This is a genomic window from Pseudobutyrivibrio sp. OR37 (genome assembly GCF_900113655.1).
In the GTDB taxonomy this organism is placed as follows: domain Bacteria; phylum Bacillota; class Clostridia; order Lachnospirales; family Lachnospiraceae; genus Pseudobutyrivibrio.
Genome location: NZ_FOQF01000034.1, coordinates 1 through 15,242 on the forward strand (window position 1 = coordinate 1; position 15,242 = coordinate 15,242).

Annotated in this window: 20 protein-coding genes, 1 tRNA gene and 1 pseudogene; 5 read left to right on the forward strand and 17 right to left on the reverse strand. The window is 35.9% G+C overall.

The window, feature by feature from the left end:
• Both BM097_RS13545 and BM097_RS13550 read right to left on the reverse strand, forming a co-directional pair.
• Window positions 1-513 (reverse strand): ATP-binding protein (locus tag BM097_RS13545; protein WP_177197474.1); only part of this gene is annotated, 513 nt, incomplete at its 3' end.
• 228 nt (window positions 514-741) lie between these two features.
• Window positions 742-1,056: a flavodoxin family protein gene (locus tag BM097_RS13550; protein ID WP_242944718.1), complete on the reverse strand. Its 315-nt coding sequence runs from the start codon at window positions 1,054-1,056 to the stop codon at window positions 742-744.
• On the opposite strand from BM097_RS13550, the gene BM097_RS13555 reads away from it, so the two are divergent.
• The gene (locus tag BM097_RS13555; protein WP_242944719.1) at window positions 1,040-1,504 is read left to right on the forward strand and encodes a transketolase C-terminal domain-containing protein; all 465 of its coding nucleotides are present in this window, start codon (window positions 1,040-1,042) and stop codon (window positions 1,502-1,504) included. The two genes, BM097_RS13550 and BM097_RS13555, sit on opposite strands and share 17 nt — an antisense overlap.
• A 90-nt stretch (window positions 1,505-1,594) precedes the next feature.
• The gene (locus BM097_RS13560; RefSeq protein WP_090551263.1) at window positions 1,595-2,509 is read left to right on the forward strand and encodes a hypothetical protein; all 915 of its coding nucleotides are present in this window, start codon (window positions 1,595-1,597) and stop codon (window positions 2,507-2,509) included.
• Between the two features lie 67 nt (window positions 2,510-2,576).
• Here the strand turns inward: BM097_RS13560 and BM097_RS13565 are convergent, their stop codons facing one another.
• The 3 genes from BM097_RS13565 to BM097_RS16740 are packed head-to-tail and all read right to left on the reverse strand — an operon-like array spanning window position 2,577 to window position 3,897.
• Window positions 2,577-2,990 carry an EamA family transporter gene (locus BM097_RS13565; protein WP_090551267.1) on the reverse strand — a complete coding sequence of 138 codons (414 nt, stop codon included), beginning with the start codon at window positions 2,988-2,990 and terminating at the stop codon, window positions 2,577-2,579.
• A gap of 23 nt (window positions 2,991-3,013) precedes the next feature.
• Window positions 3,014-3,472 carry an HD domain-containing protein gene (locus BM097_RS13570; protein WP_090551271.1) on the reverse strand — a complete coding sequence of 153 codons (459 nt, stop codon included), beginning with the start codon at window positions 3,470-3,472 and terminating at the stop codon, window positions 3,014-3,016.
• Entirely contained in the window at window positions 3,469-3,897 is a 429-nt protein-coding gene (locus tag BM097_RS16740; protein WP_242944720.1) for a hypothetical protein, read from the reverse strand. Before BM097_RS16740 ends, BM097_RS13570 begins: the two co-directional genes overlap by 4 nt.
• 92 nt (window positions 3,898-3,989) lie before the next feature.
• Between BM097_RS16740 and BM097_RS13580 the strand changes: the two genes are divergently transcribed.
• Entirely contained in the window at window positions 3,990-4,985 is a 996-nt protein-coding gene (locus BM097_RS13580) for a transglutaminase-like domain-containing protein (RefSeq protein ID WP_090551275.1), read from the forward strand.
• Window positions 4,986-5,130: 145 nt separating this feature from the next.
• Here BM097_RS13580 and BM097_RS13585 read toward each other — a convergent pair whose 3' ends face one another.
• The 11 genes and pseudogenes from BM097_RS13585 to BM097_RS13635 all read right to left on the reverse strand — a co-directional run bounded on the left by BM097_RS13585 (window position 5,131) and on the right by BM097_RS13635 (window position 13,124).
• Entirely contained in the window at window positions 5,131-5,610 is a 480-nt protein-coding gene (locus BM097_RS13585; protein WP_090551278.1) for a hypothetical protein, read from the reverse strand.
• The gene (locus tag BM097_RS13590; RefSeq protein ID WP_026490098.1) at window positions 5,610-5,819 is read right to left on the reverse strand and encodes a helix-turn-helix transcriptional regulator; all 210 of its coding nucleotides are present in this window, start codon (window positions 5,817-5,819) and stop codon (window positions 5,610-5,612) included. Before BM097_RS13590 ends, BM097_RS13585 begins: the two co-directional genes overlap by 1 nt.
• Window positions 5,820-6,022: 203 nt before the next feature.
• A complete protein-coding gene (locus tag BM097_RS13595) occupies window positions 6,023-6,265 on the reverse strand; it encodes a hypothetical protein (RefSeq protein ID WP_090551282.1) in 243 nt (80 codons plus the stop codon).
• Window positions 6,266-6,754: 489 nt separating this feature from the next.
• The gene (locus BM097_RS13600) at window positions 6,755-8,203 is read right to left on the reverse strand and encodes an MATE family efflux transporter (RefSeq protein ID WP_090551285.1); all 1,449 of its coding nucleotides are present in this window, start codon (window positions 8,201-8,203) and stop codon (window positions 6,755-6,757) included.
• 142 nt (window positions 8,204-8,345) lie between these two features.
• On the reverse strand, window positions 8,346-9,869 hold the full coding sequence (gene abc-f, locus BM097_RS13605; RefSeq protein WP_090551289.1) for a ribosomal protection-like ABC-F family protein: 1,524 nt from the start codon (window positions 9,867-9,869) through the stop codon (window positions 8,346-8,348).
• Between the two features lie 592 nt (window positions 9,870-10,461).
• Window positions 10,462-11,148, reverse strand: coding sequence for a class I SAM-dependent methyltransferase (locus BM097_RS13610; RefSeq protein ID WP_090551293.1), 687 nt, complete (start codon window positions 11,146-11,148; stop codon window positions 10,462-10,464).
• 17 nt (window positions 11,149-11,165) lie between these two features.
• A complete protein-coding gene (locus tag BM097_RS13615) occupies window positions 11,166-11,846 on the reverse strand; it encodes a DUF6796 family protein (RefSeq protein WP_090551297.1) in 681 nt (226 codons plus the stop codon).
• Window positions 11,847-11,868: 22 nt separating this feature from the next.
• Window positions 11,869-12,120, reverse strand: a complete 252-nt coding sequence (locus BM097_RS13620; RefSeq protein ID WP_090551301.1) for a heavy-metal-associated domain-containing protein — start codon at window positions 12,118-12,120, stop codon at window positions 11,869-11,871.
• Between the two features lie 313 nt (window positions 12,121-12,433).
• Window positions 12,434-12,574, reverse strand: a pseudogene (locus BM097_RS16945) (DUF4186 family protein); the annotation flags it as partial.
• Between the two features lie 7 nt (window positions 12,575-12,581).
• Window positions 12,582-12,794, reverse strand: coding sequence for a hypothetical protein (locus BM097_RS13630; protein WP_090551304.1), 213 nt, complete (start codon window positions 12,792-12,794; stop codon window positions 12,582-12,584).
• A gap of 27 nt (window positions 12,795-12,821) precedes the next feature.
• Window positions 12,822-13,124 carry a Dabb family protein gene (locus BM097_RS13635; protein WP_090551307.1) on the reverse strand — a complete coding sequence of 101 codons (303 nt, stop codon included), beginning with the start codon at window positions 13,122-13,124 and terminating at the stop codon, window positions 12,822-12,824.
• A 193-nt stretch (window positions 13,125-13,317) separates the two neighbouring features.
• Between BM097_RS13635 and BM097_RS13640 the strand changes: the two genes are divergently transcribed.
• Window positions 13,318-14,127, forward strand: a complete 810-nt coding sequence (locus BM097_RS13640; protein ID WP_090551310.1) for a PIN domain-containing protein — start codon at window positions 13,318-13,320, stop codon at window positions 14,125-14,127.
• A 500-nt stretch (window positions 14,128-14,627) separates the two neighbouring features.
• Window positions 14,628-14,712 (forward strand) — tRNA-Leu (locus BM097_RS13645).
• A 101-nt stretch (window positions 14,713-14,813) separates the two neighbouring features.
• Here BM097_RS13645 and BM097_RS13650 read toward each other — a convergent pair.
• Window positions 14,814-15,155, reverse strand: a complete 342-nt coding sequence (locus tag BM097_RS13650) for a phenylpyruvate tautomerase MIF-related protein (protein ID WP_028236417.1) — start codon at window positions 15,153-15,155, stop codon at window positions 14,814-14,816.
• Window positions 15,156-15,242 lie beyond the last annotated feature (87 nt).

Sequence of the window (15,242 nt, forward strand, 5' to 3'; positions counted from 1 at the left end):
CATATGAGATAAGATTGAGTCAATCTGCTCTTGATTATAGCCCTTAGCCCAAAGGAATTCCTCAAAATCCATTGAATACATCTCATAGTCCGTTTTATGCCCAACACTATTACTATGAATCTTCTTATAGTTAATTCCTAGCATAGAACCACTACAAATAACGTCATAATTACCATCTATCTTAAATGATTTAAGTGTTGTTGCAACATCGGGGTTCTCCTGAATTTCATCAAAAATGATAACCGTTTTGTTAGGGACAAACTTTATAGATGGATCAGCCAATGATATATTCTTTATAACACTTGCAACATCATATCCATCTGCAAGTATTTGCGAGAATTTCTTCTCTAAAGCAAAATTTATATATACAACATTTTCATAATTAGCCTTAGCAAAATGCATGATTGATTCTGTTTTACCAATCTGTCGTGCCCCCTTTACTATAAGAGGTTTATGCGCTGTATCCGCTTTCCAATTACTTAAATAATCATCAATCTTTCGTCTGTAATACATTTTCTTTACCTCCAAGCACATATTATCACAAAAAAATAGCCACCTCAATAAATAATATCACATTTTATGAGGCACTTTTATAGTTTCTCTCGCATTTTATTACTGGAAAACTATTCAAATCAAACCCGCTTAAATTACTTTTATGTTACAAAATAAAAAAAAGAGCAGTTATCTTGTCGTAACTGCTCTTCGCAACGTTCACCATTCGATTAGGGCGACAAATTTGATTTATAATGACAAAGCCATCTTTCTGATATTTTCCATAACGTCATTATCGTGATTTGTAAATATACCGCAGCCCTCCAAGCCAAGATAGCCGAGGAAATCACCTTCATAGGAGAATTTTGCACCATCGTACATCTCCGGATCGCCGGAACTCAGAAACATTGCAGTCTTTTTAAGAGATTTCGGTGCCGTCGGGTAGAGTGCCGAGTAAAAGCGGTCTATCACACATTTAAGCTGTCCCGAAATGCCATGGTAATAGATTGGCGCGGCCAGCACAAGCATCTGGGTGTCTTTCAGTTCTTTGTATATTTCCTGCATATCGTCTTTCCAGGTTACACATAGAGCAGCAGACGCAAGCTATTCTACAATTGATAAATATAAAGTAGAGCTTAGCGGAGAGAAAGTTGCCATTCTTGCCTTAGGAGATTTCTATCAGCGCGGAAAAGCACTTGCTGATACAATCAAATCTGAAATGGGATTCACTCCAACATTAATCAATCCTAGATTTGCATCTGGCGTTGATAAGGAATTGCTTGAAAAACTCAAATCAAACCATCAGGTTATTGTCACACTTGAAGATGGCATAGTAGAAGGTGGCTTTGGTCAAAAAATTGCTTCATTCTATGGTTCTTCAGATATGAAGGTTTTAAACTATGGACTCGATAAGAAATTCTACGATAGATATAATCCAGAAGATTTGATTAAGAGTGTAGGAATGTCTACAGAACAGATAATAGAGGATATAAAGAATATAATAATGAAATAAATTTTTTTATCGATGTGACATTAGTGTGACAATCAATCTGCTATCCTGTTTTCAGATAATAAATAACAGCTTTTTAGCAAAGGAGATAAAATGAAAATGGGAATCATGAAAAAGGTATTGGCAACAACTTTCGCAACAGCACTTGTAATTGGAACATTTAGTGGATGTGGCAAGGAGACAGCAAGCATTGCTGACGATGCAACACCAACAAGCAGTGCAATTGACGCAAAAACTGTTTTTACTAAGGGTGTTTATGTTACTTATCCAGAAGCAGAAAAGGATGATCCAGATTTAACACAGTTCTATGTATTTTTTGGTGATGGCTCAGGTAGCATTGAAGATGGTGCTAATGGAACAGCTAATTATTTTGAATATGAAGCAGGTGAAGATACAATTGAGTTTCATATTGGAAGCATAGATTCAGTTGTGGATACATTTACAGTAACATATTTTGAGGATTACCTTATTAAGGGCCATTTTAGCGACGGTGAAGAATTAGTATTCGAGCATCTTACAGGAGTAGATGTAGATACATTCAATGCTGTAAATTATGTTAACGGAATATTTGGTGACCCTAGCGTATATACTGATGCTAATGGATGGAGCATTAAGTATGATGCTTCTTGCATAACTGTAAATCAAGGCGGCCCCGTTACTACATTTGTATACACTGGGGATTGTGCAGGAACTAATATGATTACAGCTACATATACAGTAGACAATGATGCTGAGGGTGCAGTAAAAGAGCTTGGTGAACAATGGGGTGAAAAAGCTACTTATTCAGAAGGTACATTCCCTGGCACAGAGGATGTAAAAGGCTATTGGGTTTCAGTAGGACCAGAAGAGGGCGGCTCAGGCGCATACGTAACAGCAATTGCCAGAGATTACATGGATGGCGCACTTATTTTTGAATTAGATGGTCATAACGGAGGAGATGAAGCAATGGATAATCAGGTTGCAGGAGTTTTTTCAGATATGATAAATTCAGTGGAGTTTGCTAACTAAACATTTTCATTTTCTAAAACCATTAATATCGTTCTCCTTGTTATAAAGCATAGCAATATTAATATCCTTAAAGTACCAACAATAAGGTTCCAGCACCAATTAGTGCGCATCCCGCAAGTGATTTTATAGTAAAGTCTTCATGTAAAAATACAAAAGCTAAAACTAGAGTGATAACAACACTTAGCTTATCAATCGGAACAACTTTAGATGCATCACCAATCTGTAAAGCCTTGTAGTAGCATAACCAGGATGCACCAGTAGCCAAGCCCGATAATATTAGGAAAATCCAGCTCTTTTTGCTTATAGCAAATACGCCATTTTGAGTGTTTGTGATAAACACCATTACCCAGGCCATAGCAACCACCACGACAGTACGAATAGCTGTAGCTAAGTTTGAGTTTACTCCTTCAATACCAATCTTAGCTAATATTGAAGTTAAGGCAGCAAATATAGCTGATAGTAAAGCAAATACAAACCACATGTTAGACCTCCCAAATATCGTTTCTACAAATCCAATTCTTTACAAAGGTTTTCATATCGCTTCTGCTCTTTTTCTTTGATAGGCTTAGAGGAATCTTTAAAACAATGGTCGATTACATCGGCATCCTTTAGTAGCTCATCCATTGGTGAATCTATTACTAATTTATCATCATGATGATATATTGCAGAGCAAATGGTATCTGTTTCTTCTACAGAAGTTATAGCTAACTCATCAAGAATCTTTCTAGCCAAATCAGCGCCTAAATGAGCGTGATCATCATATGAGCCACTCTTATATGCATGCATATCGTGAAGCATTGCTGCCATTGCTGCAAGTTCTTCATTTAGCCCACGCTTCTTTGCTAGAATTGTGGCTGCAAGAGATACACCGTAAAGATGTGCTGTAGCACTGGTGCGCTTCTCTTCTTCCAATAGACTTAGTTCTTTATCTACGTATTCACGAAGTGTTTTTAATCTGCTCATTTGCTATCCTCCCCTAGATTAGAAAATATTGCATCAGTGAATGTACCTTCATCTTTGATTGATATTTTAGCTTCATTTAGTTTAGTCAGAAGTTGAAATTTTGCCTTGAGAGTATCCAATTCATCAAGTTCTTTCATATCAACTAGTGCACATAATCCGTGTCCATTTTTAGTGAAATAGATTCTATTACCATAAGCTAATTCGTTGACAATACTTGTATAATTTTTCATTTCTGAAATTGGTTTAATGTTTGGCATATAAACACCTTCCATTATATGAATGAACAATATATTCCTATCCATATTGTAATAGCATTTAAATGATAGGGCAATATTTAGGGTTAAATATAACCCTAAATATATCACTGAGATAAATATTAATTTATCTTTGCTGTGGGATATTACCCATTTTTTGGACCATTTCACAAATAATTCACCTTATGCATAGTTATATATTATTGACACTTTGTGAAGTATGGCTGTATTATAACGAGAGGCGATAGCCAAGGAGGAAATATATGACTATGAGTTTTAGAAAGATTGCAACAACAATTATATCTACAGCATTAGTAGCATGCATGGCAGTACCGGCATTTTCTATGACAGCAAATGCTAAAGAAAATAATGATGACCTTATCTGTATTCCAATCATGAAAACAAACGGAGAGGTTTACTATGAATATATTTCATATGAGGATATTCAAAAAGAGTGGGCAGAGCAGGATGCTCGTGGAAATAATTATTCAGCAGTACTGGATTATTACCAGAATGAAGCTTTAAAGAAATTTACAGAATTAAATGCTGATCCAGATCAGTCAGGATATGCTTGGTGTAAGATGCCTGTACATATTTATCTAGGTCAGTTTAATTCGGGCCTCGGTCCTAACCTTAAAAGAGGTGGCTCATTTGATTCAGCAAGATATGCAGCAGAGAATCCAGATGTAGCTGCAGTCGTAGGAACAAATCACGATGCTCTTTGGAATCACTTTTCTAAAACAGGTATCTACGAAGGTCGTATGGGTTATAGCACTTACGATACTTACTTTAATCAGTCTATTGATGCACTTAATTCAATTATCAGAGCAGGTATGACTGACAGAGAAAAGGTATGTGCAGTTAATCAGTGGGTAATTGAAAACTACTATTATGATTATGAGCGTATAGGTAAGACAAAGCCTTGGAATAAAACTGATACAGGAACAATAGCAGGCGTATGCGAGGATTACACGGCTAGATGTGGCTATATGTTAGATTTATGTGGTGTGCCTAATATCACAGACAGTTCCCACGCCATTAATCACATTTGGAACCGAGTATATGTAGACGGTAAATGGCTGGTTGTTGACTGTACCTGGAATGATATGCAGGCAATCACAACTGGTGGAGATGTACAAATCACCCTTGATGCATCAAATTGCTATCTATTAGTTGATAAGCATACGGAGCAGTATAAGGATGACTTTGAATGTGGTTATGCTGCAAACTACGGTCCATTTTTTAGCTATGGATGGTAAAATTTTTGATTACATTTATAATTTCTCTATACATAACAACACTGCAACTCCTGTCTCTTTTGCAATAGTTATAACAAAAGTCCTATGACTTTCGCAATTCGATTTGCAAAATCCATAGGACTTCTACTGATATTATGTGTTCATTTTATTCCTCGCCCGTATATGTTCTAGTATAGTGTACCATGCTTACTTTCTTTGCAATCCCCAGTATAAACAATGCTGCCATAATAGCAATTGCTGCTTCAAAACTGAAAAAGCTTACTACTATTGCAAATAATAATAGGAAAATAGCTGCAAACTTTACTGTAAACTTCCCAGATAATGATTCGATATGACACATACGCTCATCATGCATTTCGTTATAGATTTGTGTAAGTTTCTTATCATCCTTAAGAGCATTTGAATACTTTACAAGATGATAAATACTTATGATGTCCAATACGATTACCATTCCTATTACAAATCCCTGCATGAAATCAGCATAATTAGATGTTGCATACCTTGCAGTTATAGTTGGTCTCTGTGACACAAAATACAATGCTGCACTAAGTAGTACAATTCCAACATATGCAAAATTCTGTTTTTTAATTGATTCTCTCATCTGATTCATTTTTTTGTTATTCATTAGTCTTCTTCCTCCAAGCTCTCAAAATCAAATACTTCCTCAATGTTCATATTGAAGTGATGTGCAATCTTATACGCTAATATCAGAGACGCTGTATATTTTCCTACCTCTATAGAGGTAATTGTCTGACGCGTAGTTCCAACAATATCAGCAAGTTCAGATTGCGAAAGTTTATTCACTTTCCTTAACTCCTTTATTTTGTTTTTCATGACAGCCTCCATACTCTTGCAAAGTTCGCTTTGCAATTTTAGTATAGTTTACTTTGCATTATATGTCAAGCTAACTTTGCATTATTTTTTATCTTTTTTCAAAAATCATCCGTAAGCATTAAATAGGAAGCCCACACAGAATACTATTTTGAAAAATCAAGAAAGTTTAAGACTTTTCCTGTAATAAAATATCTAGCTTCATCTCAGGTTAACCTTTTGTCTCCAATAATAAATCCAATAGCTGTTATAAATAGAAGAAGCATCGATAATATATCCCAAACATCAATTGGTAGTACTCCAATTATCATATATAAAACATAATTAATCAGTATTGTAAACGGAATTGCAGCCATAAAAATAATTCCTGTGGCCAAGAGTTTTCTACCACCTAGTTTTATGAATACCCCATAAATTAACCACACATATATTAATGCTAAAATAGCCATTATAGAACCGATTGAAAACACCTCATGGACTTTAACCAATAAACTAATTGAATACAAAAATGGTAGAATCAGAACACTGCAAACAATCAGCCCTATTTGAAAATGTAACTAAAGTTTAATTAACCTTTTCGGCACTGAAAAATAGCAATACTCTCAACTAATGACGGCTTTTTATACATTATGTGTCACAAATATTAGTACCCTATTGACACATAAAATATAAAAAGACATCAAAAAAGCCCGCAAATGCGAGCTTAAGTAATTTTTGTATTTTATATATTATGTGTCAATCGACACCAGAATTAGATACATAAGAATATCCACTACCACTCCGATTCTCTTTTTCATATACTCCTTCAATTTCTGCCAGGTGTTAACTGGAATTTTGTATCATTTATAGAAACATTAGTAACCATCGCGCAAGATTACCGACACATATATACCACACTTTCAATTATGTTATGCAATTTGCATTGATATAGTCTAGATTTACACTGATTTGACAGCTATACCACTTTCAACAACCTCATCATTGGCATTCACGCTATCCTGCTCGTTCCCTATCTCTGTTAGATTATTGAGCCATCGCTCTTTCTTTAACCAGAAATGGAAGATTGTAATCTTTATCACGTCCAAAAGCTTTACGCTCAGATACATCTGTACAGGGCCGATATTTGTAAACTTAGCCAGTGCGAAAAGCATTGGAAGCATAATTACTATGGTGATGCTGGCGTCTGCATAGGCTCCCATCTTTGTGTCGCCACCAGCTCTTGCAACGGCCTGTTGTGCATTAATAAGTACCCATGCTGGCATAAAGAATGACATCATAATAACCATGCTACGACAGATTGCTATTGCGTTTACACTTAGTTTACCAAAAACAATAGGAATAATAGCTGTTGTGCCAAATCCTACAAATGTCATGGCAACTCCAAAAGTAACCGCTCCTGATAAAAGCCAGTTCTTCTGTCTTCGGGCTTCCTCCAGATTTCCTTCGCCAAGCGTTCTTCCAATAATTACGCTTGTTGCAGAATAGATTCCACCAAAGGCAACAAAGAAAAGATTGGCAATGGCAAAGCTTGATGCCATACCCGATACAACATCTGCACCACCACGACCATTATAAATAGCTGTTGTAACTGTCTCTGAAAGAACCCAGGTCATTTCGCAGAACAGCATTAATGAACCCTTCTTAATAATCTCTTTGAATAGAGTAGTATCAATTCTGTATTTACTGCCAAAACGAACTGCAAAGTCCGGATTCTTTAACACATAGACAACTGCAAAGATTACAAACTCCACTGTTCTTGCTATAACTGTCGCGTAGGCTGCTCCCCTTACTCCAAGTGCTGGGAAACCAAAGTGTCCATAGATTAACAAGTAATTAAAGATTGTATTGATAAGTGTTGCTACGATTGTTACATAAAGTGGTATCCTTACCTCTCCCATATCTCGCAATGAGCTGGCAATACATACTGAACAGGTGAATGGAACACCTATTATAGCCATGATTTTAACGTAGCGTACAGCCTCATCCAGGATTAATCCCGCCTGGGTATTTCCTATCAGCATAAGTGATAGTACTGATCTTGGGAATACAACACACACAAGCAAGTATGGTACAAATGCCAATAGTCCAATTAACAGCTTAAACATGAATGCCTGTTGCATTCCCTTTTTATCCTGTGCACCATAAAACTGCGTAAGGAATATGCCGCCAGACATGCAGATAGTATTAGTAAAAATCATAAACACAAACATAACCTGTCCAGCAACATTTACACCAGACATTGAAATATCACCTAAGCCTGATACCATAAAGTTATCTATAAGCGAAACCATGCTCTGGATCAACTGCTGAAGCATAATTGGCACTGCAATTGTCAGTGCCTTCATATAAAATTTTCTGTTTCCTATTATCTTATTTTTCTGTCTCATTTGTCTTACTCCATAATAATAAAAAAAACTAATTTATGCCATGCCCTACTAAATGATAGATTATCATCAAAACATCTACCCTCATTTTAGTTGCACGGATTTATACCACTTTTACACCGCTTTCTCTAATGACAGAGCTTTCCTAAAGTGTTATTTCCTTTGTTGCCAACTTCTCTCTAAATCTCACATCATGCTCTACCAAAAGCATAGTTGGCTTATACTCCTCAATCAATTTTTCAATCTGCATTCGCGAAAAAACGTCAATGTAATTTAGTGGCTCATCCCAAATGTATAAATGTGCTGATGTAAGCAAACTTCCCGCTATGAGCACCTTCTTCTTTTGCCCCTCAGAATAGTCCTCTATATTCTTTTCAAACTGAATTCGGCTCATATCAAGTTGACTCAGTATTGAAAGAAATAAACTGTAATCCAGCCCATTCTTTAATGCGTAATCCCTCAGGCTTCCTCTAAGCCAGGAAGTATCCTGATTGATATAAGAGATGACAAGATTGGGAGCCACATTAAGTGTCCCTTCTGTTACAAGGTTTGACATAGTAGCCACACCAGCTGTAGCCAAAATCGATTTAATCAAGGTAGATTTTCCACTGCCATTTTCACCGCTTAAAAATACTCTCTCTCCTTGAAGCAAATCAAAAGATAAATCATTTACTACAGGCTTTGTACCATCAGTATATCCAAGGGTTAAATCTTTGCAATCTATAAGCACTTTCTTGTAGTGCTCCATAGGCATTACCTTAAGGTCGATGGGTTCCTCCAAATCCTGAAGCAATCCCTCTTTCTCTGCTATCTCACGGTCCATTCGCTTTTCGTAGGATTTCACTCTTGCCTGCATCTTCTTGGTCTTAGCGCCAATATAGGATCTTGTAGCAATGCTTCTGTCATTTTCCTTAACTGGGTCAAAGCCAATCTTTCTAGCCTCTCCCTTGTCAGCCCATCTGGAAGATCTGTCTGCAGTAGCCTTCAGCTTTCCAATTTCCTTTAAATGCTTTTCATTCTCATGCTTTGAAAATGCATCTGCTTTTGCTTTGTTCTCCCACCAGCTAGAAAAGTTTCCCGCTTGAACCTCTATTGTTGCCCTATTTAAAACCAACACATGGTCAACACAGACATCCAATAAATCTCTGTCATGGGACACAAGGATAAAGCCTTTTTTGGAAGCCAAATAATTCTTTATAATTTCACGAGCCTCCATATCCAGATGATTTGTGGGCTCATCAATTAACAGGAAATCATTTTCTCCAGAAAATAAAACTGCAAGCATGACCTTGGTTCTCTCACCAAAGCTCAAGGTCTTAAAGGGTCTGTAAAGCAGCTCAGCATCTATGGAGAGCTGAGGCAATTCACACATAACTCTCCAGCTTTCCACCGATGGCTTCCATTTTTCCATAAGCTCGTCCGCAGTCTTTTCCAAATCAGCGTCGCTAACCTTGTATGGAAAATAATCAAAAACCATATTTGTAGATATGCGTCCCTCGTAGTCATATCTTCCCAATAACAAATTCAAAAAAGTTGTCTTACCTTTACCATTTCTGCCAATAAATCCCAGTTTCCAATTGGTATCTATAGAAAAGGAAACATTTTCAAAAATATTGTCAAAGCTTCCTTCATATGCAAAGGTAAGATTAGTAATATTTATTTGTGCCATAAAAACCTCCAGTCCCCTGACATAAAAAACGAGCCTGCTTTTGCGTACGCAAAAACAGACTCGCTAAAAAATCCTATATAATCACCTATTGGTGCAGATAAGGATACAAAAGCGATAATCTAATTTAAGCGTACACAAACTAGCCTGTTCATCAGGCAAAAATCATTTTAGTTATTGTGGGGTAACTTAAGAAATAACCCACAATAATCCTGCTTTACAGGACAGCATTTCTCTTTCAGATAAATGCTGTTATTGTCCGTTTCTTGTCTTCCGACAAAAAACAAGAGCCTGTGTGATTACTTAAATTAAACTATCTTGTTCTCATTTCCTCACCCACACACATCAACCAGTGTGTTCTTTCTCTAATTTTCTACAATATACCACAATTGTTGTCTTGTTACAACCCCATCATTTCATTACTCTTTTAGGCCACTTGCAAATACCTACCTCCAGCGCTCGTTCATCCTTAAGATGAAAATCCGCATGCTGACAGTACCAACAACCCCTTATACTAGGTATCGCATCCTCCCTTGGAGAAATTTTATAGAATTGATATATTTTCTCCACTTTGAGCATTTATTATTTTAAAGATTTAACCTTTTCTGCACTGAAAAATAGCAATGCTCTCAACATTAGATACGGTTACATCATGGTATAAGTTCTTTAGTCTCTGTTCTAGAGAGGTAATTGTATCAAAAGGTTTAGTAAAGAACCCACTTTTTATATAAAATCTGTTAATCATCTTATCAGTATGTAGGTTTGAGCCTTCAACATAAAAACAACCGGTAAAAATGCCTCCTGGTTTTAAGACTCTATATGTTTCCCTAAAAGCAGCTTCTTTATCTGGAAAAGCATGGAATCCATTTAGAGAAACCACTACATCAAATGTATCATCTTCAAAAGGTAAATCTCCCACATCACCTTGTAGGAAAGAAATGTTTTTTATTCCCATTTCGTCAGCTCGTTGTGAGGCTGAAACCATCATGTTTTCGGAATAATCTAGGCAAGTTATCTCGGCATTTGGAAGAGTTTTCCATATGGGCATTGAAAGGCCCCCAGTCCCTACGGGAACTTCTAAAAGTCTACCATTAAAATCTGCTGGTATCATTTCAAATGATCTAGACTGGTATTCCAGAGCATCTTCACGATTCATATTCCAAACAATCTTTGTTACAAACCTACCCATTAACGTGCTACAGGTCATCATCCCATCATAAAAACTATGTGCTTTCCCCAAACTCTTATAAGCACTTTTTATTTCTGTTTTTCTATCTGCCATAGATTCCTCCCTGATAGTTATACTCTCTCCTCGTCATTAACTAAAGAAAAAGCACAAATCAAGTACATAAGTAACCATCCGAATGATTCAAATCCTGAATCGGATCCTTCAGAAATGTAATTCATAAGCTGACCCAAAAGTGCAGTAATTACAGGGCAACAAATGATTCCAATTATTTTAACTGGAATCATCTTTTTTAGAATCATTCCAATCCAGGCTATAGTTACGAATACATCACATACTATAAAACCTACAGCTAATGGTACCGCAATACTTTTTAATACTCTGAGAACCATATTTACAGAGGTTTGAACATCTCCAGTTACTTCCATTCCAGCGTTGAATACAACGGGAAGCATACATATTCCTATATGAATAAATGCGAAGTAGAGAATACCGGCCCAATTTGCTATTTTGAAGAGTTTAAATAGTTTTGAATATCCTAGTTTGTATTTTTTATCTAATACGCTGATTACTTCCACAGCACCTACGGCAAATAGTGCAGCACACATAAAGCCTAATATAGAAGATGTTGCATATCTCCAATCAGGTACTACATTCCAAGTGATTCCCATATATGCTTCAGGTGAGCTGGAGGTACTAAATGTTTTGTAACCCAGCAGATAATCACCTATCATAGCTAAAATCATCGAATATACGCCAAACATAATCTTCTGGCGTGATGTAAGGTTATTCATACTAATATCCCCCCAGATAGTTTTAGAACAATCCTAAGAATTTCTTTTTATATGGCTCTGAACTTACTGATTGTACTGTGTAGCCCGTTTCTCCAATAGCAGCTATAAGTTTTTTCTCGTCAGGTGTTTGTTCTGTGACAAATGAGCTTTCGCCCTTAGTGTGAGAACTTTTTACCTTCTGAGCATTTGGAATGATCTTTCTGATTGCATCGTTTACATGGGCTTCACACATACCGCACATCATTCCATCAATTTTCAATATTGTTTTTGTCATTGGTATTTCCTCAATTTCTTTAATGTTTATGTTTGCGTAAATAATATTGCTGCCAAATTAAAGCTCCAACAATAAATATAATCGAAAGAATCTGAATAAGTGTCATAGTAAGCACCTCCTCTTCTATCTCTATATTTATTATATCGCTAAAGGTTAGTTTTGTCTAACCAAAAAATAAAAAGATTATGATGGTGATTTTTCAACATCATAATCTTTTTATTTTATAGGACTAATAATAGGGTTCCTGTACCAATCAATGCACATCCCATCAGCGATTTTTTTATGAGTTCATCTATAAAATCTTTGCCTAAATATCTGCAGCGTGATCTCTTATAGTATCTAGCCCTTTCTCATGTATATAGTCTATATCTTTTTGCTTTAATTTAAAACTTGTCCTAAATTTAGAATTGCCCAGCCGTGTAAATAGCTGAGCAAACCACTCTTCTCTTGTCATATAAATTTTATTTAAAAAGGCCTCCTGCAATATCTTTGATTTCTTTCATGTCAATCTTACCGTCAGCTAAAGCTTCTTTTACCTTTTTAACATCAGCCTCATCGACCTTTACACCAGCTTTGTCTAATAGCTCTTTTGCCTGTTTGACATCTGCAGACTTAAGCTTGTCTAAAAGGTCCTTGTTACCTGCTACCTTAGTAATAATATCCTTAACATCCATTTCAAAAACCCCCTTTTTAAAATGATTTTATAGTTCATATTCTACATGAGTTGTTGTATCCACGAAAGGCACAATAGCATCCTTTGTGGCAGCAAGACGAAGCTCGTGCTTTTGATATTGTTTTAAAGCATCTTCACTCTCAAAGATGGCTTCTGCTGTTACATCGCCATTTGATGAGCTAAGACATTCTGTGCACACTACAATGCTTTCAAGTCCTGGAATATTACCATTTAATCCCTCAAGCTTTGTCTTTATGTTTGCCTTGATAGCGCCTAAGTTTGGGCCAAAGCACTTGTCCTGTAACTTCCAGATTATGACTTGTTTTATCATTTAAATAATTCGCTCCAATTTCTATCTCTAATGAATATTAGTTTATCACTTAAGAAGCTTTTCTTCCACCTTGTATATAAGCTAGTAAATAGATTATAACAGATGGTGAAATAAATTAATTTTGTATGATTATGCGATTATACAAACCTGTGATACAATTGGTCTGTTAACTATAGAAATATGTGAGGTTAATATGGGATTATTTAATAAGGATGTAAAGAACGAAAATAAAGTATCAGATATAAGCGCTACAACAGAAGAATCAAGAGTCAATAAGAGATTATATCTTGTTGATTATGAGAATGTTTCAGATGCTGGTCTGGTTGGTGTTGATCAATTATCTGGTAATGATATTGTTGTAATCTTTTATGGTTCGAAGGTAAAATCCGTTGCCTATGAATCGCTTATAGCTATAACTAGCTCCACAGCAAATATAGAGCACGTAAAAGCCGAAAAGACTGCAAAGAATTATTTGGATTTCCAACTAACAACATATCTTGGATATAAGTTGGGCCAAAATTCATATGATGAAATATATGTTATTAGTAAAGATTCTGGATTTGATGCTGTGGTAGATTTTTGGACAGAAAAGGAATACTCAATAAAGCGTCAGGAATCAATTGTAATAAAAGAAAAAGTGGTTGAAGAAATATCTGAAGAGCAGCCAAAGGCTAGACCTAGAAGAACTTACACAAGACGGGCTGGTAATTCTGGAAGAACAACCACAAGAACCGTAAGACAAAAGGTAGTAACAAAACCTCAGACAAAGAAGTCTAGAACTACTACTCGACCTACTGTTACTGATAAGCAAAAAGCTGAACTCAGAGCTGCACTTAAGGGTGCTGAGCTAAGTGCACCAGACTATAAGAAAGTATATGATGCATTTGCATCTTGCGAAAATGCATCTGCTTACAATAATAAACTTCAAAAATCACTTAGCAATGATAAGACTAGTGTAGTTTATAAAGCTACATCAAAAATCTTTGAAAATGCTAAGAAGTAAAATGGGCTGCCTTATCGGCAGCCTTTTTGAGAATGATATATGAATTAGCAAGATTTGTTAATCTTATTACCTTCAATTATACAGAATCCACATCAAGCAAGGAATACACAATTCAAAAGTGATATTTTTTCCACTCCCGAGCAGTACCAACTTCATTTTTCTTTCTAGCACTGCCTGTCCCCACAAAACACTTCACAAAAAAGGACAGCTATCTCTTTCGAAATAACTGCCCTATGTAAATTATCAAGCCCTTTCGATTATAGAATAGCCCTAAAAATCCCGATTTGTTAATATTTTTTTTAGTTGATTAGAGAGCTAAATAAAAGTTTTAATTACCATATTTCTCATTTTTGTTTCATATATACATATTAAAACATATTTATATTAAACTCTTTGCTTATAATACTGAATATTTTGAATGTTTTTATTATTTCACTAAGTATTGACATGTGTGTATTTGGATGATATTATTTACTTCGTTGTGCGAGATATATCGCCATGCGGAAGTGTCGGAACTGGCAGACGAGCAAGACTAAGGATCTTGTGGCTATTGCAGTCGTGCGGGTTCAAGTCCCGCCTTCCGCATTGACTATTAAGAACTAGGATGCATTCCTAGTTCTTTTTTTGTATTAGAAGGGATTTGATACTTTGTAATCAGTCTAAATCTTCCCCCGATTTGTTTTTCACTAAAAATTACTTCCATTCCAGCCCCAGTCATTCACAGGGTGATATGTTACATATACAGCATTGCCAGGGATGCCAAGTTTCTCCTCGAATAAACTACAGATTTGGCCTGTGAGCTTATCATATGACTCTGCAGGTGCATTTCCATATAGACTTACAGAAACATAAGCTCCTTTATCAAGCTTCTTTCCGCCAAGCCATAAATCATAGGCATCTTCTATTCCCACCATTAAATAGGTTTCGCTTTTTCCTAAAGTAGTTATTAATTTTCCTAATTCTGATTTGATTTCTTCCTTTAATTCGGAAGTAACTGGTACTGTAATTTTTGAATCAATAAATGGCATAACAACAACCTCCTTTTTTCCTATCTCTTCATCAATAATTATAACGAAAGTCCTATGGCGTTCGCAATTATCTTTTTGCCTGCAAAA